This is a genomic window from Xanthomonas theicola (assembly GCF_014236795.1).
Classification (GTDB): Bacteria; Pseudomonadota; Gammaproteobacteria; order Xanthomonadales; family Xanthomonadaceae; genus Xanthomonas_A; species Xanthomonas_A theicola.
Genome location: NZ_CP049017.1, coordinates 4,554,098 through 4,577,419, shown reverse-complemented (window position 1 = coordinate 4,577,419; position 23,322 = coordinate 4,554,098). Strand labels below are relative to the sequence as shown.

Here is a 23,322-nt window from a genome sequence, read left to right as displayed (position 1 = left end):
TCAGACCCTCGGTTTTTCGCCGTTTCCGGCGCATTTCCGGGGTATTTCCCGGATTACAGGCACACCCTCCCCACGACAGGCAGCAACTGCTTTCGCTTCAGCCACAGGTTCGACAGCGCAAACAGCGTCAGCACTTGCGCCGTGTTCTTCGCCAGGCCGCGATAGCGCACCTTGACGTAGCCAAACTGGCGCTTGATCACCCGGAACGGATGCTCCACCTTCGCCCTCAGGCTGGCCTTGGCGTGCTCCCAGCGCTGTGCCCACTTCAATTCGCGCTTGCTCTTGATCTGCTTCAGCTTCGAGGGCTTCTCCGCGATCAGATAGCGCAGCTTGCGCTTGCTCGCCATCTCCTCGCGCTTGGCCAGCCCGGTGTAGCCGCTGTCGCCGCATACCGTGTCTTCCTTGCCGTGCAGCAGCTTGTGCGCCTGGGTGATATCTGCGGCGTTGGCCGCCGTGCATTCCAAGTGGTGCACCAGCCCGGACTCATCGTCCACGCCGATGTGCGCTTTCATCCCGAAGTAGTACTGATTGCCCTTCTTGGTCTGGTGCATTTCCGGGTCGCGCTCGCCGTTCTTGTTCTTGGTCGAGCTGGGCGCGGCAATGATCGTGGCGTCCACGATGGTGCCGCCGCGCAGGCTCTGGCCCTTGCGCGATAGGTGCGCGTTGACCCGGTTGAACAGCGTGCGCGCCAGATCGTGCGTCTCCAGCAACCGGCGGAAGTTGAGGATCGTGGTCTCGTCCGGCACCTCATCCAACCCGCCGATCCTGGCGAAACGGCGCATCGACGCCGTGTCGTACAAGGCTTCTTCCGCGCCCGGGTCGCTCAGTGCGTACCACTGCTGCAGAAAGTGGATGCGCAGCATTGTCTCCAGCGGGTACGGCTGACGGCCCGGATGGCCCGACTTCGGATAGTGCGGCGCGATCAGCGCCAGCAGGTCTTTCCACGGCACCACCTGATCCATCTCGGCCAGCAACCTTTCGCGCCGCGTCTGCTTGCGCTTGCCGTTGTACTCCGCGTCGCCGAAAGACAATTGCATCGTCGTTGTCCTGTTGGGCTTTGTACGATTGTCGCAGGATCAGAGGGAGTTGTTCAGACCATCCCTAGGCATGCATTCCTCACCCAGATCGACGAGGACCATGCTGGAGGCGTCATCGCAGGTCGCCCGCACCTCGATCTTGGACGCTTGGCCGCGCAAGCGCTTTTTATTTTTCACAAATCTCTGCAAATCCGCTTGTAGCACGGGCTGAAATTCAGCCCAAATTGTTTCCGCAACTTGCATAGGCTTTTCCGGCAGATGCTGCGTTGGGCCAAAGCACGCAGAGAGCCCCCGCCATCGCCAGACATGCAATAAGTGAAATTTCCAAAATACTGCGAAAACTGGAAACGCTAGGGTCTGCAAATTCGAGATTCATCGACAACTCCCTTTGCATTGATCCTCTGCGCTTGAAGGGCATCAGAACAGCGGCTGGCTGGCGAATTCATTTTCTCTCGTCGTTTCCGCTTGCGTAACCATACTACCCGTGCCTTCAATTGTCGAACGCTGTTCGGGCGAATGATGCTGCGGTTCTCGGCGAACGCTGGCAGCTCGGTGCTGGTTGTCGCTGTGAGGCTGCTCTTCGTACCGGGCACGTTCGCCAGGCGCGTGGGCGGGCGACTGCGACGCCATCCTGACCAGCCCACAGGACAAGCAGATGCGGGGCGACTGGCGAGCCAGTATGGAGCGACAGCGCACACCCTGTCGTGTCTGTTACGGCCGAACTCACGGTTCCGCTTCAAAGCGTGGCGGCAATAGGCGCGGGTGATGGCGGCAAATCCGTGACAATCGCGGCATTGGGACTGGCTACGGACATGCCAGACACGCTTGGAATGTCGGCCAGCCGTTACGCTACGGCAGTCGGCAGAATGCGCGCTTGTCCTGATATGACGCAGAAGTTGTCTCTTTGCACGAAGCGGCCCGCTCCAGCCTGACGAGCTCGCGCTTCCGCCGCGCAACGCGCATTGACCGGCACGATCGGCTCAGGCGGTCCCGCGCCGGCCGGCCCCGCGGCCAGCGCGACGAGGACGATCATCGCCCAACGCAACAGCTTCGGCGGGGACACCCCTGCGATCGATCAGCCATTCCGGCAAGGCGGTCATCGGCGCGGCGATGCCTTGCCCTCCTCGGCGATCACCACGCCCCAGGCGGGTATGCTCATCGTCGCCCCCTTGGCAAGCGTGCGGCCCGACAGCAGGTCGCGCGCGTCGCCATGGGCATAGGCCACCGTCACCGGCTCGGAGGAATAATTGAACAGGAAATGCAGGGGCCGGCCGGCGCGGCTGGTGGCATGCTTGATCCGGACGCTGGCTGGCAGTTGCTGGTCGGCGCCATACAGGCCGAGCCGCTTGAGCTCCTCGGTCAGGATCGCGGCCTGCACCTTATCGTCGAGCACCGTGCCCTCATAGATCAGGCTGCCCTTGCCATAGCCGTGGCGCGTCACCGCCGGCCATTGCCCGAAGAAGGGATGGTCGTAGGTGGCGAGCGCCTCGGCACCCTCCAACTTCAGGAACTCGGCGATCGTCGACGCGCTATTGCCCCGGCCGACGTTGAACGGATCACCCTTGAACTTCAGCGGGTTCGGCAGGGTCGAGACCTCCTGGTAGCTGACTCCGGCCACCTCGCGCAGCGGCCCTGGCGCGGTGTCGGTACGGACCATCGATTCGCCGTTCGCGACGCCGCTCTTGAAGGTCATCACGACATGGCCACCCTGCCGGACGAAATCGCCGATCTTCGCGAGCAGCGCATCGTCGGCGATGTAGAGCGCGGGCACGATCAGCAGCTTGTAGCCGGTGAAGTCGGCCTCGTTGGCGGCGATGAAGTCGGTGCCGACGTTCGCCTTGTACAGTGCCTGGTGGAACTGGCGCATCACCCCGAAATAATTGGGATCGCCATAGGGCATGAAGGTCAGCGCGTTCATCGAATCGACGCTGTAGAGGATCGCGACCTCGTTCTTCTTCGTCAGGTCGACCAGTTCGGGGCCGACGCGCTTCAGGTCGTTGCCGACCCGCGACACCTCGGCATAGGCGCGGTTGGGCTTCAGGTCGTGGCCGAGCACGCCCTTCCAGTAGATCTCCTGCCCGTTGTGCAGCGACGCCCAGTGCCAGTAGGACACCATGTTGGCGCCGTTGGCGACGTTGGCGAACACGTCCTGGTACATCTGCCCGTCGTAGGGCGGCAACTGGCGCCGCGCGTCCCAGCCGGTGGTCTGGGCGTTGGTCTCGACGACGAAATAGTTCTTCTTCTTGACCGACCGCGCCAGGTCGCCCTGCAGCGTCTGGGTCCAGCCGTCATAGGCGCCCTGCCATTCGAAATAGATGTCGGTGCCGGTGACGTCGGTGGCCTTGTCCATGGCGTGGGCGTCGACCTCCGGCTCGGTCTGGTGCGTGTGGTTCTGGAACACGAACTGGTCCGCGCGTGCATTGCCCCGCACCAGCTCCGCCTGCCAGGCGATGAAGCGCGAGGCGCGGAACTGCTGGAAGCGCGACCAGGCGAGCTTGTAGCTGGGGTTGTTGGCCTTGTCGCGGGTGGGCATGTTCTCCCATTTGTCGACGTTCTGGCCCCAATAGGTCAGCAGCCACGCGTCGTTGAGCGCCTGGGTGGTCCCGTAGCGCGCCTTCAGCCATTCGATGAAGTCGCGGTGGACGCTGGGATTGGACGACCCGTAGGCGCTGGTCTCGTTGTCGAGCTGCCAGCCGATCACGGTCGGGTTGTCGCGGTAATGGCGCGCCAGCGCGACGACGATCCGCTCGGCGTAACGCCGGTAGTTGGGATCGTCGATGTTCATGTTCTGGCGCATGCCATAGCCCGTCTCGCCGCCGCCGAGCGGGCGGGCGAGGATGTCGGGGTGCTTGGCGTACATCCAGACGGGAATCGAATAGGTCGGCGTGCCCAGGATCACCTTGATCCCCGCCTTGCCCATCGCCGCGACGATCCGGTCCATCCAGGCGAAGTCGATCTGCCCTTCCACCGGCTCCCACGTCGCCCAGGTCGACTCCCCCATCCGCACGACGCTGATCCCCGCCTGCTTCATCAGTGCGATGTCCTTCTCCAGCCGGCCTTCGCGAATGGAGACGGGGACATATTCGTTGTAATAGGCCGCGCCGTACAGGATCGTGTCCAGCTTGACCGGGTGCGGCGGCTGCGCATCGGCGAACGCGGGGATCGGCAGCAGCAAGGCGAGGATTGCCAACCAGCGACGGAAAGGGCACATGTCGATCATCATCCTTTTTGAGTGTCGTGGAAACCGGAGCGGCGCCATCAGTGAACGGCCAGCGTGATGGTGCGTGGCCCCGTGGCGAGAGGCACGGTGTAGGCGCCGCGCTCGAGCCGGCCATCGACGACCATCATCGGCGTCGCACCCGCCACCGTCGCCTCGACGAGCACCCGCGCCGCGGGGGTGAAACGGTCGACTGGATCGAGCGTCAGCGTAATCCGCCGCAGCGCCGGGTCCCAGGTCGCGCTCGCGATCTTGCCCGCTTCCAGCGTGATCCACTGCCCGGCGGGCGCGACGAACAGCCGCGACCGGCTGGTGTCGCGCGGCACGATGCGCACGACACCCTTCGCCTCCGTCACGTCGCCGCCGAAACCGAGCCAGCCGAGCGTCGGGTCGTTCACAACATAGGTCGCAGCGGCATAAGCGTGGCCGAAGAAGCCCATGCCGAAGTCGCCGCTGTACGGATCGGGCTTCATGATGTCGGGCCAGGCATGGAACGCAGTCGAGGAGAATCCATCGCGATCGATGTTGGCAATGCCGCCCATCGTCCCGCCATAGGCGACGCGCAGCAGATGGAGGTCGGCAGGATTGCGGCGGAACGCATCGAACAGCGGTACGGCGTTCAGCGCCGATCCGTAATGGTGGATCTGCCGCTCGGTCCGCTCCCACTTGCCTGCGGTGCCGAAGTCCCAATAGCGCCGCGCGTTGCCGTTATAGCCCCAGTTCGGCACCGTCGGGGTGTAGGCGAGGATGACGTCGCGCGTCTGGTCGGCCTGCGTCTGATAGCCGAAGTAGCGCATCCAGGCATAGACTTCGGGCTGGCCGGTCGAATCCCACGGCATCTCCGACCCGAACGGGTACTTCAAGCTGCGCCAATGCGTCGCGCGCGCCTGCATCAGCCGGGTGAGCGTGTCGGCTTCCGCGGTCATCCCCTCACGCTTCAGGTCCTTGAGGATGTCGACGAAGACGTCGCCTTCCATCAGTCCGAACTCGGCGTAGAGGCCCGCATCGCGCATCATCGCCACGATCGTCAGGTTCGCTTGGGCGAGGTACCAATGCCAGTCGTGGCGGGTGACGAGTCCGTCGTGGTTGCGCGCGAGCCGGTACATCACCCAGTAGGCGGCGGCAAGGTGCGGATAGTTGTACGAGCGGTCGAGCCGATCGGCCTCCTTCTTGTCCCACGCCCAGCGCCATTTCTGGTGATCCTGATCGGGATAGAGGCCGGGAAACTTGACGGGGTCGTAATAGAACAGGCTCTTGCGCACCGCACCGGCATGCTTGCCGTCGGCGATCTGGAGCCGACCGACGACGGTCTCGTCGATCAGCCGTTCGATCTTCGCGATCTCGCCGGCATCGGGATTGTCGAGCTGCTTGGCGACCGCCGCGACCCAGGGGCCGGCGCCGCCCTCGTCGCTCATCCCCGCGATCCACACGCGGTGGTCGACGGTGACGATCTTCTCGGCCTCGCGGTCGTAGCTCAGGATCGCCGGCGACCGACCGAACGGGTCGTCCTTCCCCTCGAACCATTGTTTCGTCGTCGAGAAGCGGCCGAGATCGGCCATCGCCTGCGCCAGCGGCTTGGTGACGAAATAGTTCACCGTCTGCCGCTCGCCATTGGCGTAGTGCAGCGTCAGCCGCACCCGGCCCCATCCGCGTCCCCGCACCGCCAGGCGCGTCCAGCCGCCACGCGCGCCATCGGGGGTCACGGTCATGGCGCCCGCCGGATGAACGTCGATCCCCGCGATCGGACTGGGCGCCTTGACGAACAACTGCGCACGCTGGTCGGTCGGCACGACATAGCCGGGGACACCGATGGTCACCGGCCGGCCGTGTGCGGCCAGCGTCGCGTCGATCGCGGCGACCCCAGCGGTCTCGGCCAGCCGCACACCGACCTCGATGCTCTCGCCGGCGCGCAGCGTCCGTGCGGTCGGCGCGTTCCACTGCTCGCCGGCATCCTTCCACTCGCGATCCGCGAAGCCCGCCGAATGCACCGTCCAGGCGTAGAAGCCCTCGAACGACTGCGATCGCGGCGTCTTCTCGGTGAATACAGCCCCCGCCGCCTCTTCCTGCGGCATCTTGAGCGGGACGTACGCTTCCAGCGGGCTGTCTTTCGCCGGCAGCACCAGCAGTGCCGGCCCCCGGCCGTTCAGCCGCGTGACCTGCAGATAGCCGGCATCGCGTCCGATATAGGGGTCGACGAAGCTCGCCTGGGTATGCGCCTGGTCGAGGTTGCGGTCGGTCAGGATGTTGTCGAACACCATCGGCATCGCCAGCGCACCGATCTCCAGCGGGGCACCCGATGTGTTGGTGATGCGGAAGCGCAGCGCGAGCAGCCCGTCTTCATCCACCCAACGTCGCTCGACCGCAAAGGGCGGCGCTGCACCCATCGATGCGGTGATGTCCGCCGCGGCGATCACCTTGCCCGTGACGGGAAGTGTGCGGATGACTTTACGCGACCATGCCGAGGCGAAATCGCGCCACGCCCCACCCGGCGCCCGCACGCGCAGGTCAAGGTCGCCGATATGGTTGAAGCCGTCTCCCGCCCGCGCCGCCGCGCGCGATGTCGGCACGAAACTGAAGTCCGGCTCGACCGAAGGCGACAGCCGCTCCAGCGTCTGCGTATCGGCACGCAGGACGATGCGGAACGGGCCGACGCGGTGCTCGGTCGCGCGCGTTCGGGCCGATTGTCCCGCTGCCGGCGCGTCGGCGGCCCATGCCGCGACGATCGAACAGGACAGCAACAGCCACGCGGCGCCAGACAGTATCTTCATCTTCATTCTCCCTTCCCCTGCATAATGGTGTCGGTCCATCCCGACGGACTAGGCGGTTTCGTGACCCCATACGCGCAACCGACCAGGCTTGATCGGCGGCACTGGCACCTGTGGGCAGATCGCGGGACGCGAGTCTTCTCGAAATGCCCTTGTTTGCGCCGTCACGCCCCGCGCCAATTGCCTTTCCCATCGCCGTCGATCTATCCCGGATGACGGGCGACGACAATCCATACCATGGTTGCGTTGCCTGCCGAAGGTCGTCCAACGCCAGCTCGGCAAATACTCGCACATGGCCGCGGATCAAAACTTGGCGCCGATCTCGAACGTCACGGTGCGCGGCACGTAACTGATATCGCCGGTCTTGTTGATGGTGATGTTTGGATCCAGGCGACCGTTGCTCCCAAAGCCGTTGTAGACGTACGAGGCATAGTTCTTGAAGTTGAAGGCGTTGAGCAGGTTGATGCGTGCCGACAGCTTGAAGTCGTTGTACACGGTGAAGTCCTTGCTGGCCTGGAAATCGACCGTGCGATAGCGCCAGATCTTGCCGCCGAGCAGGAACTTGCCGCTGCCCGGCGGCACCACGCCGATCTGCTGGCAGGTGCCGCCATCCGCGTCGACCTTGCCGTAGCAGGCGATGGTGTTGATCGGCTCGGGCGTGGCCAGCACCACCTTGGCGCCGAAGGTGACGCCCCACGGGCCGTCGATCGAGCCGGAGGCGACGAAGCGGTGCGCCGCCACGGCATTGGACTTCACGAACGGATAGTCGTGGATCGTCGCCTTGTCGAGCGCGTACGGTTCGTCGATCTGGCGGTTCTGGCGCGCGCTGGTGTGAGTGTAGGCCAGGGTCAGGCCCCAGCCCGATTCCTTGGTGTACGGCTTCTCCGCCGACAGCAGCACCTGGCTGCTGCGCTGTTCCAGCCCGTTGTCGCCGATGATGGTGTTCTGGTAACCCGGCACCGGCTCGCCCCAGGGGATGCTGCCGTTCTGGAAGTAGGACCCGTCTGGATAGCGGTTGATCAGCGACATGACGAAGCCGTCATAGCTGAGCACACGCTGGAAGGTCATATCGGTGAACCAATCGCCGACCTGGTTGCTGATGCCGATGCTGTATTGATCGCTGTACGGGGTCTTGAGCTTGTTGTTGAACATGAACATCTCGCCGTTGCCGCTGACGCCGGGGATCGAGGTCAGCTGACCCACCCCGTTGAGATAGCGCGGGTCCCACGCGGTGCAGATCCGGTCCGCCTTGTAGCAGGTGCCGGTCGCCGGGTTCTGGAAGTACACCGCCACCGGCGCCAGGGCGCCCTTGCTGGTTTCCAGCGCCAACTGCTCGAACAGGTTGCGGTCGTAGGAACGGCCGGCGCCGCCGTGCAGCACCGCGCGCTCGTCGCCGAAGAGGTCGTAGGAGAAGCCCAGGCGCGGCGCCCAGGCATCCTTGAAGTTCTTGCGGTTGTGGCCGGTGCTGATGTAGTCGGCCACGTCGATGCCGCTGGGCAGCAGGCGGTTGGCCCAGGGCTGCTGGCCGGGAAGGTCGGGGTCGTCGCCATACAGCGCGTCGACGAAAGCCTGTGGGTGACGGAATCGGGTATAGGCCGGGGTGTCCTCGTAGTCATAGCGCACACCGGCGTTGATCATCAGCTTGTCGGTGGCGGCCCAGTCGTCCTGGATGTAGATGCCGTACTGCCTGGACGGCGACTCCACCGTGGCCTTTTGCCCGGGGACGTTGTACGGGCCGACGAAATCCACCCGGTAGGGCGTGGCGGCCACGCCATTGGCATCGACGGCATAGGCGAACTGCGGATTCACCGCTGCCGCGTCTTGCGCGATCAGTTTGACGTCCTTGTAGCTCACACCCATCTTGATGGTGTGCTCGCCATGCCACTCGAAGCTGGTGAAGGTCAGGTCGTTCTGCAGGAACCAGCCCTTCTGGCTCTTGCGCTGCACACTGAGACCACCGGCCGGGCCAGTGAGCAGGAACGGGTATTCATCGATATCGTTGGAGTTGGCGCGCGGCGACAGATAGATGTAGCGGATGCCATTGCCGAAGTTTCTGGCCGTCGGATTGTTCTTCGAGTCCTCGGTGCCCACGATCAATTCGTTGAACCAGTTGTCGCCGCTGTGCTGCCAGCGCAGGTTGGAGCGCTTGTCCTTGTTGATCTTGTCGACGGCCTGCTCGGGCGTGCTGAAGCCGCCGATGTTGGCAATCTGCGTCTCGTCCCGATACAGGGCGCTCAGCTCGATGCGGTCGCGATCGGTCGGCTCGAAGTCGATCTTGCCGAAGAACAGATCTTCGGTGAACGGCAGGTTCGCCGCGCCGTACTGGCTGGACAGGTTGGACGGCAGGAAGCCAACGTAGGGCAGCGCATTGGCCTGGGCCTGCACGCTCTTGGGCACCACGTTCTCCTTGCCCTCGTAGGCCACGAAGAAGTGCATGCGGTCCTGGATGATCGGGCCGCCCAGGGCGAAGCCGTACTCCTTGGTCTGCGAATCGATCTTGCCGTTCTTCTCCTCGTCCGGACGCTTGTCGCGCAGGTCCTGGTCGGTATAGCGGTAGAACGCCTCGCCGTGGAACTGGTTGCTGCCGGACTTGGTCGCCGCGGTGATCGCCGCGCCGCTGATCTGGCCGTACTCGGCCTTGTAGTTGGACGTGATGACCTTGTATTCGCCGATCGCCAGCTGCGGGAACGGATTGCCCTGGGTGTCGCTCTGGCCGGCGATGCCGCCGCTGCGCACGTAGCTCTTCTGGCCGACACCGTCGATGTACAGGTTGCCGGCGCTGGCGTTGGAGGCGCCGCCGCGCAGCTTGGTGTTGCCGCTGCCGTCGACGGTGAACACCATGCCCGGCACGGTGTCGGCGAACTCGAGGAAGTTGCGCGTGGCCTGCGGCAGCTGCTGGATCTGGTGCAGCGACACCACGTTGCCCACTTCCGAGGTCTTCACGTCCTTGAGCGTCGGCGGCGCGGTGACGGTGACCGTGTCCAGCGTGGTCGCGGCGCCACCCGGCGCGGCCGTCGTGCCGGCATCGAGGTCGACCGTGGACGAGGAGGCGACCTGCAGCGTCACCGTGCGGCTGACGCCGTTGGCCTCGACCGTATAGGTCCCCGGCGGCAGGCCGACAATGGTGTAGTTGCCGTTGGCGGCCACCTGCGCGCGCCGCACCGAGCCGGTGGCGGTGTTGGTGACGGTGACTTCGGTGCCGGCCTGGGCGGCGGCCACCTGGCCGCGCAGGGTCGCGCTGCTGGACTGCGCCAGCGCCGGCATCGCTGTGAACAGGCAGCTCGCCAGGGCGCAGCACAGCAGGCTGCGCGCGGGCAGATTGGAACCGCAACGCGTTCTCTTCATGACAGTACCCCTCCCAGGGCGGTAAACGGGATCGTTACGCTTTGTACTAGCTTAGGTGCCGGTGGCGGCCGAACGCGGCGGGCGGTGTCAGTCCATGGCGGTTGGCAGGTCCAACGCGACGATCGGCAGTGGCATGGCCCACGCGCCGAAGCCGGCGATGTCCACGCGCAGGGGAGGCAGCGCCGGGGGCACGTTGCGCGCCAGCACCGTGGCCGTGTTCCAGAAGACGTCGGCGATCCGCCGTTGCCGCGGATCGCCGTCGATCTCGTCGTCACGCGCGGCGGCGACCAGCGCGCCGGCCTTGCACCGTACCGACTCGCCGCCGGTGGCGGCATACAGCAACACGCAGGACGACAGATAGTGGCGGCCGGCACCGCCCCCAGCGAGGCGCCGCCGTAGTGCAGGAACGCGCGCCGCGCGCAGGTGCCCGCATGGGTTCGGATGTCCGCTCATGCGTGCTCTCCGGTGGTCCGAGGGCGCCGGGTCAACAGCCGCTGCAGCAGGCAGAACAGCAGCAGCAGCGCGCCGATCACGATGCGCGTCCACCACGCGCTGAGCGTGCCGTCGAACACGATCAGGGTCTGGATCACGCCCAGGATCAGCACCCCGAACAAGGTGCCGATCACGTAGCCGCTGCCGCCGGCCAGCAGGGTGCCGCCGATCACCACCGCGGCGATCGCGTCCAGTTCCAGGCCCAGCGCGTGCAGGCTGTAGCCGGACAGCATGTAGAACGTGCACACCACCCCGGCCAGCGCCGAACAGCCGCCGCTGAAGGCGTAGACCTTGATCTGGAGGGCGGCCACCGGCAGGCCCATCAGCCGCGCCGAGGCCTCGCTGCCGCCCAGGGCGTACACGCCGCGGCCAAAACGCGTGCAGTGCGCCAGCCACATGCCCAGCGCCACCGTGGCCAGCGCGATCAGCGCGCCGATCGACAGCGAGGCGCCGGCGCCGATCGGCACCCGGAACTGGGCGATGGCCACGTACAGCGGCGCGTCGATCGGGATCGAGTCGACGCTGATCAGATAGCTGGCGCCGCGCGCCAGGAACATGCCGGCCAGGGTCACCACGAACGGCTGCAGCCGGTAGCGCTGGATCAGCATGCCCATGAACGCGCCGAACAGCGCCCCGAGCAGCAGCACCAGCGGGATCACCGCCAGGGGCGACCAGCCGTGGCGCTGCACCAGCGAGGCCGACAGCACTGTGGTGAAGGCGATCACCGCGCCCACCGACAGGTCGATGCCGCCGCTGAGGATCACCAAGCTCATGCCAACCGCGGCGATGCACAGGAAGGCATTGTCGATCAGCAGGTTGGCGAACACCTGCGGCGACAGGAAGCCGTCGTAGAGCACGCCGCCGGCGCCGGCCATGGCCGCGAACAGGGCCACGGTGATCGCCAGCGGCAGGCGCGCGCCATGCAGCCGCGCGCCGACGCCGCGCAGGCCGCGTGCGCGCTGGACCGGCGCCCCGCGCGCTCATCGCCCCGCTCCGACGGGCGCACGCCGCACCCAGCCGCGCACGCTGGCGCGGAACCGCGGCGATTGCAGCAGCATCACCGCGAACACCAGCAGCGCCTTGATCAGCATGGTGACCTGCGCCGGTACGCCGATCGCGTAGATCGTGGCGGTCAGGGTCTGGATGATCAGCGCGCCGATCAGGCTGCCGGCCAGGCTGAAGCGGCCGCCGTCGAGCAGCGTGCCGCCCAGGGTGACCGCCAGGATCGCGTCCAGCTCCATCAACTGGCCGGCGTTGTTGGCGTCGGCGCTCTTGACGTTGGAACTGATCAGCAGACCGGCCAGGCCGGCGCTGAACGCGCAGAACACGTACAGCAGCACCGCGATCCGCCGCGCCTTGATCCCGGCCACGCGCGCCGCGCGCGGGTTGTGCCCGATCGCGCGCACGAACAGGCCCAGCGCGGTGCGCCCGAGCAGCAGCTGCAAGGCCACGAACACCGCCGCGACCACGAACAGCGCGAACGGCAGGCCGAGCAGGTAGCCGTTGCCCAGGTAGAAGTACGGCCGGGAGTAGATGGTCAGGATCTGGCCGTCGCCGATCAGCTGGGCCACGCCACGCCCGGCCACCATCAGGATCAGCGTGGCGATGATCGGCTGCATGCCGACCTTGACCACCAGCAGCCCGTTCCACAGTCCGCACGCGGCCGCGACCAGCAGCGGCGCGGCGATCACCGCCCACAGCGGGAAGCGGCTGTGCGCGCCGCCGCCGATCATCCACGCCGCCACCGTGGCGGCGATCGCCACCACCGCGCCGACCGAGATGTCCAGCCCGCGCACCGCGATCACCAGGGTCATGCCCAGCGCCACCAGCGCCAGCGGCGCGGCGCGGTTGCCGATGTCCACCAGATTGCCGTACAGGTGCCCGTCGCGCCATTGCAGCGCCAGGAAGCCGGGATTCCACAGGCCGTTGCCGAGCAGCAGCAGCGCCAGCGTGGCCAGCGGCCAGAACAGCGGGTGGGCGAGCAGGCGCGCCGGCAGCCGCGGCGCGCTCGGCGCAGGCGTGGCCGCCGCGCTCATGCCGCCGCGCTCCCGGCGATCAGTTCGAACACCGCGCGCTCGCCGCAGCCGCCGGGCAGTTCGCCCACCAGGCGGCGTTCGCGCAGCACCGCGATGCGGTCGGCGATGCGCGCGATCTCGGCCACTTCGGCGGAAATGAACAGCACCGCCATGCCCTCGCGGGCCAGCGTCAGGATCCGGGTCATGATGTCCTGTTTGGCGGCGATGTCGATGCCGCGGGTGGGTTCGTCGAGGATCAGCAGCCGCGGCTGCGTCGCCAGCCAGCGCGCCAGCACCACTTTCTGCTGGTTGCCGCCGGACAGCAGGCCCACCGGCGTCTCCACGCTGGCGGTCTTGATGTCCAGCGCGTCCACGTAGCCCTGCGCGAGGCGCAGCTGCTCGGCCAGCGGCAGGAACCGGCGCAGGCCCATGCGCGCCTGCAGCGCCAGCACGATGTTCTCGCGCACCGACAGCTCGGCGACGATGCCCTCGGTCTTGCGCTCTTCCGGGCACAGCGCCAGGCCGTGGCCGATCGCGTCGGGCGGGCCGAGCAGCGTCACCGCCTGCCCGTCGATGCAGATGCGGCCGCCATCGGCGCGGTCCAGGCCGAACAGCAGCCGCGCCAGTTCGGTGCGGCCGGCGCCGAGCAGGCCGGCCAGGCCCAGCACCTGGCCGCGGCGCAGTTGCAGGTCCAGCGGATGCAGCTGGCCGCGCCGGCCCAGGCCCTGCGCCTGCAGCAGCACCGGCGCGTCTTCGGGCGGCGCGGCGTCCACCGCCGCCGCCGCCGCCGCGGCCACGTCGAGTTCGCGTCCGACCATCGCTGCGATCAGCCGCGGCGCCGGCAGGTCCGCGGCCAGGTACTCGCCGACCAGGCGACCGTTGCGCAATACGCTGATGCGGTCGGACACCGCGTACACCTGGTCGAGGAAGTGGGTCACGAACAGGATCGCCAGGCCCTGCGCGCGCAGGCCGCGCATGACCCGGAACAACTCGGCGACCTCGCTCCCGTCCAGGCTGGAGGTGGGTTCGTCCAGGATCAGCACCCGCGCCGACACGCTCAGCGCGCGCGCGATCGCCACCATCTGCTGCACCGCCACCGGATAGGCCGACAGCGCGCGGCGCACGTCGATGTCCACGCCCAGGCGCTGCAGGCCCTCGCGCGCCTCGCGCTCGACCCGGCGCCAGTGGATGCGCCGCGGCCAGCCCGTCAGTGGATAGCGGCCGGCGAAGAGGTTCTCGGCCACCGACAGGTTCGCGCACAGGTTCACTTCCTGGTAGACCGTGCTGATGCCCAGTTGCTGCGCCTGCAGCGGCGAGCCCGGCGCGACGGCCTCGCCGCCCAGCGCGATGCGCCCGGCGTCGGCGGCCACCACCCCGGTCAGCAGCTTGATCAGGGTCGATTTGCCGGCGCCGTTCTGGCCCATCAGCGCATGGATCTCGCCGCCGCGCAGGCACAGCGCCACGTCCTCCAGCGCCGCGACGCCGGCATAGGCCTTGCTCAATCCCTGCGCGTGCAGCACGACCGGGGTCATCGCCGCGCCCCGTCAGTACTTGCGCTTGGGCAGCTCGGCGGCGGCCTGCTCCTGGGTATAGACCGACTCCTCGACCACGATGCGCTTGGGCAGCGGCTTGCCGGCCTTGACGTCGCCGATCGCCTGCACCAGTTGCGGGCCCAGCAGCGGATTGCATTCCACGGTGACGTTGAGCTTGCCGGCCTGCATCGCCTCGAACGCGCCCTTCACCCCGTCGATGGAGATCACCAGGATGTCCTTGCCCGGCGTCAGCCCGGCTTCCTCGATCGCCTGGATCGCGCCGATCGCCATGTCGTCGTTGTGCGCGTACAGCACGTCGATGTTGCGCCCTTCCGACTTCAGGAACGCCTCCATCACTTCCTTGCCCTTGGCCCGGGTGAAGTCCCCGCTCTGCGAGCGCACCACCTGGAAGCGCGGGTTGGCGGCGATGATCTCCTTGAAGCCCTTCATGCGGTCGATCGCCGGCGCCGAGCCCACCGTGCCCTGCAGTTCGACGATGCGCACCGGCGTGTCGCCGTCCTTCAGCGGCGACTGTTCGAGCAGCCAGCGCCCGGCCTTGCGCCCTTCCTCGACGAAGTCCGAACCGATCAGGGTGACGTACAGGCTGTCGTCGGACACCTTGACCGCGCGGTCGGTCAGCAGCACCGGGATGTTCGCCGCCTTGGCCTCGCGCAGCACGGTCTCCCAGCCGGACTCGACCACCGGCGAGAACGCGATCACGTCCACGCGCTGGGCGATGAACGAACGCAGCGCCTTGATCTGGTTCTCCTGCTTCTGCTGCGCATCGGAGAACTTCAGCTTCATGCCGGCCTGCTCGATCGCCTGCTTCACCGAGGCGGTGTTGGCGGTGCGCCACTCGCTCTCGGCCCCCACCTGGCTGAAGCCGACGGTGATCGGGGCGTCCTTCCCGGCCGCGTCCTTGCCCCCGCCGGAACACGCGCTCAACGCCCAACCCAGCAGCACCGCCATCCCCAGCACCGCCGCACGCACTCCTGACTTCTGCATAACCCCTCCTCGTTCGTTGCACGCTGGCGGCCGTGCGGCGTTCGGGCCGCGGCGGCCGCCCACCCTCCCAGGCAGGCGCGCGAGTGGATCGATCAGTTCATCCCGCCAATGTATAGGCCGTCTTGACCGTCGTATAAAACTCCACCGCATAGCGGCCCTGCTCGCGCGGGCCGTAGCTGGAGGCCTTGCGCCCGCCGAACGGCACGTGCGGATCGACCCCGGCGGTAGGCAGGTTGACCATCACCATGCCCGCCTGCGCATGCCGCTTGAAATGCGTGGCGTGCTTGAGCGAACGCGTGGCGATGCCGGCGCACAGACCGAACTCGGTGTCGTTGGCCAGCGCCAGCGCATGTTCGTAGTCCTCGGCCGGCATCACCGCCGCGACCGGACCGAACACTTCCTCGCGCGCGATGCGGTGCTGCGGCTGCGCGGCCAGCAGCGCCGGGCGCATGTAGTGGCCCGGGTGCGCGCACTCCAGCGCCTCGCCGCCGTACACCAGCTCGGCGCCCTCTTCCTGGGCGATGCGCACGTAGTCGCGGTCCTGCGCCAACTGGCTGGCGCTGGCCACCGGGCCGATGTCGATGCCGGGGCTCAGCGCATGGCCGATCTTCAGCGTGGCCAGGCGCTTGCTCACGCGCGCGACGAACTCCTCGTACACCGCGCGCTCCACGATCAGCCGGCTGGACGCGGTGCAGCGCTGGCCGGTGGAGAAGTACGCGCCGTTGACCGCGATCTCCACCGCCACCTCCAGGTCCGCATCGGCCAGCACCACCAGCGGATTCTTGCCGCCCATCTCCAGCTGGATCTTCAGCCCGCGCGCGGCCGCCTGCTTGAGCAGATGGTTGCCGGTCGGCACCGAGCCGGTGAAACTCAGCGCGTCGATGCCGCGGTCCTCGACCAGCGCCTGGCCGACGGTGCGGCCGCTGCCGATCACCAGGTTGAACGCGCCATCGGGCAATCCGGCCCGGCTCAGGATCTCGGCGATCGCCCAGGCGCAGCCGGGCACGATCTCGGCCGGCTTGAACACCACCGTGTTGCCGTAGGCCAGCGCCGGGGCGATCTTCCACGCCGGGATCGCCAGCGGGAAGTTCCACGGCGCGATGATGCCCACCGTGCCGACCGGCTCGCGGGTGATCTCCACGTCCACGCCGGGGCGGGTGGAGGCGAGCTTCTCCCCGGGAATGCGCAGCGCCTCGCCGGCGAAGAACTTGAAGATCTGCCCGGCGCGGGCCGCCTCCCCGATGCTCTCCGGCAGCGTCTTGCCTTCCTCGCAGGCCAGCAGCGTGCCCAGCTCCTGCTTGCGCGCCAGGATCTCGCTGCCGACCAAGTCCAGCGCGTCGGCGCGCTGCTGCGGCGTGCTCGCCGCCCACTTGGCCTGCGCCGCATTGGCCGCGGCGATCGCGCCGCGCACCGCGTCGGCGTCGACGCTGCCGACCTCGCCGACCGGCGCGGACAGGTCCGAGGGATTCTCGTCCGGCGCCGCATCCGTACCGGCCACCCACTGGCCGTCGATATAGCTCTGGAAACGTTGGTTCATGCAGTCCTCCTGATGTGGTGGCGGCGCGTGGCGATCACAGCGCGCGCACCCCGCCGAGCGCGAACCCGGTCGGCACCCGCTGCAACGGGTTGACCAGCGCCGCGCCCAACGCGGGCAGTTCGATCTCGAAACGGTCGCCCGGCTCGGCCTGCACGCCGTCGGCGAAGCTCAGCGTGGCGGTGCCGAAGAAGTGCAGGTGCACGTCGCCGGGCACGCGATGCGCAGCGTACTTGAAATGGTGGTACTCCAGATTGGCCAGCGAATGGCACATGTTGGCCTCGCCGGTGACAAAGGGCTTCTCCCAGATCACCGCATCGCCGCGGCGGATGCGGCTGCTGCCGCGCAGGTCGCGCGGCAACGCGCCACTGCGCAGTTCCGGACCCACCGCGCAGGCGCGCAGCTTGGAATGGGCCAGGTACAGGTAGTTCTGGCGCTCGGTGACGTGGTCGGAGAACTCGTTGCCCAGCGCGAAGCCGAGCCGGTACGGCACGCCGTCGGCGCCGATCACGTACAGCCCGACCAACTCCGGCTCCTCGCCGCCGTCCAGCGCGAACTCCGGCGACGGCAGCGGCGCGCCCGGCGCCACCAGGATGCCGCCGTCGCCCTTGTAGAACCACTCCGGCTGCGCGCCGGGCTGACCGTCGCACGGAATCCCGCCCTCCACCCCGAGTTGGAAGATCTTCATCGAATCGGTGAGCGTGCCCAGGCTCGCCTGCTGCTGCAGCTGCTGGTGCATCGCATCGCGGGCCGCAGCGCTGCCCAGGTGGGTCAGGCCGGTGCCGGTGACACGACAGTGCGCCGGGTCCGGATGGGTCAGCGGCGACAGCACGCGGCCGCTGCCCAGCAGGTCGGCGTAGTCGAGCACGCTGTCGCCGCGCTGGCGCGTGGCGTAAGCGTCCAGCGTGGTGCCGGCGGCGAGCGCGGCGTTGGCCAGCGCATAGATCGAACCAACCTCGCGCAGCACGCGCACCTGGGTCCCGGACGCCTCCACCACCCCCACGCAGGGAAGGCCGCCATCGTCGAGCAGTTGGATCAGTCGCATGAATCGGTCGCCTGTCGGAATGCGCTAAGAGCGGCGCGGCAACGGGACCACCCCGCAGCCTCGGATGCGGCTCCTATTCTGGCCGGATGACCTATATACAACAAATATCGTTTTTAGATTAATGTATACCAACATTAATATGCATCGGCCGCCATGCCCACCACCGCCACGCCCTGGTTCGTCCGCGCCCGACTGAAGACCCGGCAATTGATGCTGCTGCTGGCGATCGAGGAAGAAGGTAACATCCACCGCGCCGCCGAGACCCTGAACATGTCGCAGCCGGCCGCCTCCAAGCTGCTGAAGGACCTGGAGGACATGATGGCCGTGCCCCTGTTCGAGCGCATGCCGCGCGGCATGCGCCCGACCTGGTACGGCCAGACGATGATCCGCCACGCGCGCATCGCACTGTCCAGCCTGGGCGAGGCCGGCGCCGAGATCCAGGCGCTGAAGGCCGGCCACTTCGGCAGCGTCAGCGTCGGCGCCATCGCCGGGCCAGCGATGGCCCTGCTGCCGGCCGCCCTGGCCCAGGTCACCACACAACACCCGCTGCTGCGCGTGGCCCTGCGCGTGGACAGCAGCGACGTGCTGCTGGAGCAACTGGCGCAGAACAAGCTCGACCTCCTGGTGGCGCGGCTGTTCGCGCGCCACGACAAGCGCAACCTGCACTACCGGGCCCTGGCCGAGGAAGACGTCTGCGCGATCGCCCGCCCCGGCCATCCGATCCTGGCGCTGCCGCAGCCCTCGCTGCGCGAACTGGCCGCCGCCGGCTGGATCGTGCCGCCGGACGGCAGCGTGCTGCGCCACCGCTTCGAACTGATGTTCCAGAACGCCGGACTGGAGGCGCCCAAGCGGGTCGTCGAGACCTCCGCGCTGGTGGTGCTGCCGCAGATGCTGCGCCACGGCGACTACCTGGCGGTGGTGCCGGTGGACGTGGCCCGGCATTTCGCCGACCACGGCAGCGTGGCCATCGTGCCGGTGCACCTGTCGTGCCGGATGGACTCGTTCGGCATCATCACCCGCACCGACTGGCTGCTGTCGCCGGGCGCGCGGATCATGCTGCAGGCACTAAAGGACGCGGCCGGGCCCGTGTACGGCTATGTCGCACCGGCCGGGGATGCGCTGGCACCGACGGATGCGCGAACGCATCAATGAGGCCGTCCGCCACACAGACCCGCACGCGTGGAAAGCGCCAAATTGCACCAATTTTCTGGCCTACACGCTGTAATCGGTCAAGCATTACTGAATTTTTCGGAGATAAACTAAGGCCTGTTAACACTAATGGCCCGAGCGTTTAAACTATCGGGCATGGAGATCACGCCAGCACAATTTTCCCTAATCGAACACTGCCTGCCGGCACAGCGCGGCAATGTCAGCATGACCAACCTGCAAGTGGTCAACGCCATCCTTTACGTTGCCGAGCATGGCTGCAAATGGCGCGGCCTGCCCAAGCGCTTTGGCAACTGGCACACGGTGTACACACGCATGAACCGCTGGGCCAAGGCGGGTGTGCTGGACCGGATGTTGGCCCAATTGCAGAAGTCCCAGATCGTGCGCATCAAAATCGAAGCAATCTCGCTGGACTCCACCAGCATCAAGGTGCATCCCGATGGCACGGGCGCATTAAAAAAAACGGTCCGCAGGCCGTCGGCAAGTCCCGCGGTGGATGGAACACCAAGATTCATATGGTTGCCGCAGATGCTCGAACAGCCATCACCTTTGGATTGACGCCTGGTAACGTGCATGACGCACCTGCAGGCCGCACGTTGCTTGAACACCTGGGGCCAGTGGAGCGGCCGATTCATTTGTTGATGGACCGTGCCTACGAAGGCAACCAAACCCGCCAGTTGGCGCTCGATCTTGGCTTCGTGCCGGTGGTCCCGCCGAAATCCAATCGGGTCGAGCCTTGGGAATACAACCGGGAGATGTACAAGCGGCGCAACGAGGTGGAGAGACTGTTCCGTCGCCTGAAAGGCTACCGCCGGATTTTCTCGCGCTTCGAGAAGCTGGATGCCATGTTCCTTGGATTCCTCAGCTTCGTCCTGGTCGTTGATGGGCTTCGGATGTGTTAACAGGCCCTAGTATTTAAGGGAACCTCTAGTAACCCCAAAATCTTGACCAAGGCGCTTGCAAGTCATTGATGGGCAGACTCAACTTCCAAACCGCTGGCGGCCAACTGACCGCCAGCGGCGATCAGCTGCTCAGACTCACCGTCGGCGGCACACTCTGGTACGCGGCAGCGACGTCAAGGCTGGCAACACCCTGCTGCTGGCCGCCGACCACGACATCACCCTGGAAGCGGCACAGAACACCGTCGAGCAGCACAGCACCAGCAAGAGCAAGAGCGCGGCAGTGGGCGTGGCGGTCACCTATGGTGCCGGCGGCGCCGCCGCCGGCCTCACCGCCAGCGCCAGCGGCGCCCACGGCAAGGCCGACGGCATGGAGGTCACCCAGCGCAACAGCCACCTGTCGGCAGGCCACGCCGCCACCATCATCAGCGGCCACGACACCACGCTCAAAGGCGCCGTCCTCTCCGCCGACACGGTGCGCGCCGCCATCGGCGGCGACCTCAACATCCAGAGCCTGCAGGACACCCGCACCTACGCCAGCAAAGACAAATTCGCCGCCGCCGCTCAGCTCCAGCCCGCGTCCACCACGAATTCCTGCGCAGTGATCGCGCGCGATTCGTCCGAGGCCAGGAACAGCGCCATGCGCGCGATGTCCTCGGGCATCACCTTGTCCGGCAGGCACTGGTTGCGCGCCAGTTCGCGCTCGCCGGCCTCGTCCAGCCACAGCGCGATCTGGCGCTCGGTCATCACCCAACCCGGAGTCAGCACGTTGATGCGGATCCGCGTCGCGCCCAGTTCGCGCGCCAAGCCGCGGGTCAGCCCGTTCACCGAGGACTTGGCGGTGGCGTAGACCGGATAGCCGCCGGTCTTGGTCTGCCAGCCGGTGGAACCGAGGTTGATGATCGAGCCGCCGCCGAGCCGCTGCATGCCCGGCACCGCCGCCTGGATGGCGAAGAACGCGGCGCGCTGGTTGATCGCCACGCGGTGATCCCAGTACGCCGGGGTCACCGCCTCCAGCGTATGCCGGTCGTCGCTGCCGACATTGTTGAGCAGCACGTGGAAATCGCCCAGCGCGGCAGCGGCCTCGCCCAGCGCCGCCTGCAGCGCGGGCACATCGGTGACGTCGCAGCGGCGCCACCACGGCCGGCCCAGGCCGGCCGCGGCCAGCCGCTCGGCCAGCGCCGCGCTGGCCTGTTCGGCGATGTCGATGAAGGCGACCTGCGCGCCCTGTCCGGCGAACGCCTCGACCAGGGCCGCGCCGATGCCCGAGCCGCCGCCGGTGATGAAGACGCGGCGCCCGTGCAGGCTGCCGTAGGTTGCATTGCCGGTGCGGGGAGGGGCCACACTTGCCGAGTTGTCCATAGCCGTTTCGCTCTAGGTGGAGAGGTATTCTACATACGAAAAAGAATATCTTTTGGCAGATATTTGTTATTTTTCATGTATCAATATGCCCGCTAGCATCGCCAACGTAAAGTCCCCGGGCCCGGTTGCGCAGGCACCGCTCCGGGCCGACCAGGACGCGAGGATTCCGCCAGCATGGGCTCACCCACCAAACCGGTCCGCCGCAGCCAGGCGTGGTTCGGGCGCGAAGGCAAGCAAGGGTTCTACTACCGCAGCTGGCTCAAGAGCGCAGGCCACCCGCACGACATGTTCGACGGGCGCCCGGTGATCGGCATCTGCAACACCTGGTCGGAGCTGACCCCGTGCAACGGCCACCTGCGCGAACTCGCCGAGCACGTGAAGCGCGGCGTCTACGAGGCCGGCGGGTTCCCACTGGAATTCCCGGTGATGTCGCTGGGCGAGACGCAAATGCGGCCCACCGCGATGCTGTTCCGCAACCTGGCCAGCATGGACGTGGAGGAGTCGATCCGCGCCAATCCGCTGGACGGCGTGGTGCTGCTGATGGGTTGCGACAAGACCACCCCCTCGCTGCTGATGGGCGCGGCCAGCGTGGACCTGCCGACCATCGGCCTGTCCGGCGGCCCGTCGCTGTCGGGCAACTGGCGCGGGCAGCCGCTGGGCTCGGGCACCGGCGTGATCCAGATGTCGGAGATGGTCCGCGCCGGCACCCTGACCCAGGACGAGTTCGTCGAGGCCGAAGCCTGCATGCAGCGCTCCAAGGGCAGCTGCATGACCATGGGCACCGCCTCGACCATGGCCAGCATGGTCGAAGCGCTGGGCCTGTCGCTGCCGGAGAGCGCGGCCATCCCCGCCGTCGATGCGCGCCGCGCGCGGCTGGCGCGGCTCAGCGGCCGGCGCATCGTGCAGATGGTCGAGGAGGACCTGCGCATGTCGCAGGTGCTGACCCGGCGCGCGTTCGAGAACGCGATCAAGGTCAACGCCGCGATCGGCGGCTCCACCAACGCGGTGATCCACCTGCTGGCCATCGCCGGGCGCCTGGGCGTGCCGCTGCGCCTGGACGACTGGGACCAACTGGGCTCGCGGCTGCCATGCCTGGTCAACCTGAAACCGTCCGGCCAGTACCTGATGGAAGACTTCTACTACGCCGGCGGGCTGCCGGCGGTGATGCGCGAACTCGGCGCCGAACTGGACCTGGACGCCCCCACCGTCAACGGCCGCACCCTCGGCCAGAACGTGGCGCAGGCGCCGTGCTGGAACCGCGAGGTGATCCATGCGCTGGACACCCCGTTCCGCGAACACGCCGGCATCGCCGTGCTGCGCGGCAACCTCGCCCCCGACGGCGCGGTGATCAAGCCCTCGGCCGCCTCGCCGCACCTGCTGCGGCACCGCGGCCGCGCGGTGGTGTTCGAGAGCATCGAGGACATGAAGGCGCGCATCGACGACGCGGCCCTGGACATCGACGCCGACTGCATCATGGTGCTGAAAAACTGCGGCCCGCGCGGCTACCCGGGCATGGCCGAGGTCGGCAACATGCCGCTGCCGCCGAAGCTGCTGCGCGCCGGCGTCACCGACATGGTGCGCATCTCCGACGCGCGCATGAGCGGCACCGCCTACGGCACCGTGGTCCTGCACGCCTCCCCCGAGGCCGCCACCGGCGGCGCCCTGGCGCTGGTGCGCGACGGCGACATCATCGAACTGGACGTGCCCGGGCGCTCGCTGCACCTGGAGGTCAGCGACGAGGAACTGCTGCGCCGGCGCAGCCAATGGACCCCGCTGCCGCCCCCCGAGCGCGGCTGGAGCAAGCTGTACGTGGAGCACGTGCAGCAGGCCCACCTGGGCGCCGACCTGGATTTCCTGGTCGGCGGCAGCGGCGACCGCGTGGGCCGCGATTCGCACTGAATCGCGCA

16 protein-coding genes and 1 pseudogene are annotated in these 23,322 nt (G+C 67.4%); 4 read left to right on the top strand and 13 right to left on the bottom strand.

Going from position 1 to position 23,322, the window contains the following annotated elements; translation table 11 throughout:
- Positions 1 to 53: 53 nt before the first annotated feature.
- The 12 genes from G4Q83_RS21330 to araD1 form a co-directional block, all read right to left on the bottom strand.
- Positions 54 to 1,037, bottom strand: coding sequence for an IS5 family transposase (locus tag G4Q83_RS21330; protein ID WP_185817191.1), 984 nt, complete (start codon positions 1,035 to 1,037; stop codon positions 54 to 56).
- A gap of 214 nt (positions 1,038 to 1,251) precedes the next feature.
- The gene (locus tag G4Q83_RS21325; RefSeq protein WP_158255078.1) at positions 1,252 to 1,413 is read right to left on the bottom strand and encodes a hypothetical protein; all 162 of its coding nucleotides are present in this window, start codon (positions 1,411 to 1,413) and stop codon (positions 1,252 to 1,254) included.
- A 720-nt stretch (positions 1,414 to 2,133) separates the two neighbouring features.
- Positions 2,134 to 4,227 carry a beta-galactosidase gene (locus tag G4Q83_RS21320; protein WP_221893097.1) on the bottom strand — a complete coding sequence of 698 codons (2,094 nt, stop codon included), beginning with the start codon at positions 4,225 to 4,227 and terminating at the stop codon, positions 2,134 to 2,136.
- Between the two features lie 68 nt (positions 4,228 to 4,295).
- Complete coding sequence (locus G4Q83_RS21315) at positions 4,296 to 7,028, bottom strand: DUF5695 domain-containing protein (RefSeq protein WP_128421793.1); 2,733 nt, start codon at positions 7,026 to 7,028, stop codon at positions 4,296 to 4,298.
- A 294-nt stretch (positions 7,029 to 7,322) separates the two neighbouring features.
- Positions 7,323 to 10,364 (bottom strand): TonB-dependent receptor, encoded by a 3,042-nt coding sequence (locus G4Q83_RS21310; protein ID WP_128421916.1) that lies wholly within the window; start codon positions 10,362 to 10,364, stop codon positions 7,323 to 7,325.
- A gap of 87 nt (positions 10,365 to 10,451) precedes the next feature.
- On the bottom strand, positions 10,452 to 10,817 hold the full coding sequence (locus G4Q83_RS21305) for a hypothetical protein (RefSeq protein ID WP_185817292.1): 366 nt from the start codon (positions 10,815 to 10,817) through the stop codon (positions 10,452 to 10,454).
- A complete protein-coding gene (yjfF, locus tag G4Q83_RS21300) occupies positions 10,814 to 11,731 on the bottom strand; it encodes a galactofuranose ABC transporter, permease protein YjfF (protein WP_343068503.1) in 918 nt (305 codons plus the stop codon). Before yjfF ends, G4Q83_RS21305 begins: the two co-directional genes overlap by 4 nt.
- Before the next feature lie 105 nt (positions 11,732 to 11,836).
- Entirely contained in the window at positions 11,837 to 12,892 is a 1,056-nt protein-coding gene (locus G4Q83_RS21295) for an ABC transporter permease (RefSeq protein WP_185817291.1), read from the bottom strand.
- The gene (locus tag G4Q83_RS21290) at positions 12,889 to 14,403 is read right to left on the bottom strand and encodes a sugar ABC transporter ATP-binding protein (RefSeq protein WP_185817290.1); all 1,515 of its coding nucleotides are present in this window, start codon (positions 14,401 to 14,403) and stop codon (positions 12,889 to 12,891) included. The genes G4Q83_RS21295 and G4Q83_RS21290 overlap by 4 nt, the downstream gene beginning before the upstream one ends.
- A gap of 12 nt (positions 14,404 to 14,415) precedes the next feature.
- Positions 14,416 to 15,408 carry an ABC transporter substrate-binding protein gene (locus tag G4Q83_RS21285; protein WP_128421897.1) on the bottom strand — a complete coding sequence of 331 codons (993 nt, stop codon included), beginning with the start codon at positions 15,406 to 15,408 and terminating at the stop codon, positions 14,416 to 14,418.
- A 97-nt stretch (positions 15,409 to 15,505) separates the two neighbouring features.
- Positions 15,506 to 16,945, bottom strand: a complete 1,440-nt coding sequence (locus tag G4Q83_RS21280; RefSeq protein WP_128421896.1) for an aldehyde dehydrogenase family protein — start codon at positions 16,943 to 16,945, stop codon at positions 15,506 to 15,508.
- Between the two features lie 34 nt (positions 16,946 to 16,979).
- Positions 16,980 to 17,987: an AraD1 family protein gene (araD1, locus tag G4Q83_RS21275; RefSeq protein ID WP_128421895.1), complete on the bottom strand. Its 1,008-nt coding sequence runs from the start codon at positions 17,985 to 17,987 to the stop codon at positions 16,980 to 16,982.
- A gap of 153 nt (positions 17,988 to 18,140) precedes the next feature.
- On the opposite strand from araD1, the gene G4Q83_RS21270 reads away from it, so the two are divergent.
- The 3 genes and pseudogenes from G4Q83_RS21270 to G4Q83_RS23870 all read left to right on the top strand — a co-directional run.
- The gene (locus tag G4Q83_RS21270) at positions 18,141 to 19,139 is read left to right on the top strand and encodes a LysR family transcriptional regulator (protein WP_128421994.1); all 999 of its coding nucleotides are present in this window, start codon (positions 18,141 to 18,143) and stop codon (positions 19,137 to 19,139) included.
- A gap of 153 nt (positions 19,140 to 19,292) precedes the next feature.
- Positions 19,293 to 20,056, top strand: a protein-coding gene (locus G4Q83_RS21265) for an IS5 family transposase (RefSeq protein ID WP_246432165.1) whose coding sequence is annotated in 2 segments (ribosomal slippage) — positions 19,293 to 19,608 and positions 19,608 to 20,056 — 765 coding nt in all. Because the reading frame shifts where the segments join, the coding sequence is not laid out codon by codon here.
- A 55-nt stretch (positions 20,057 to 20,111) separates the two neighbouring features.
- Positions 20,112 to 20,540 (top strand): annotated as a pseudogene (locus G4Q83_RS23870) (hemagglutinin repeat-containing protein); the annotation flags it as partial.
- Positions 20,541 to 20,617: 77 nt separating this feature from the next.
- Here G4Q83_RS23870 and G4Q83_RS21255 read toward each other — a convergent pair.
- Entirely contained in the window at positions 20,618 to 21,415 is a 798-nt protein-coding gene (locus tag G4Q83_RS21255) for an SDR family NAD(P)-dependent oxidoreductase (RefSeq protein WP_128421915.1), read from the bottom strand.
- 174 nt (positions 21,416 to 21,589) lie between these two features.
- Here G4Q83_RS21255 and G4Q83_RS21250 point away from each other — a divergent pair, with 174 nt between their 5' ends.
- Positions 21,590 to 23,314 carry an IlvD/Edd family dehydratase gene (locus G4Q83_RS21250; protein ID WP_128421914.1) on the top strand — a complete coding sequence of 575 codons (1,725 nt, stop codon included), beginning with the start codon at positions 21,590 to 21,592 and terminating at the stop codon, positions 23,312 to 23,314.
- Positions 23,315 to 23,322 lie beyond the last annotated feature (8 nt).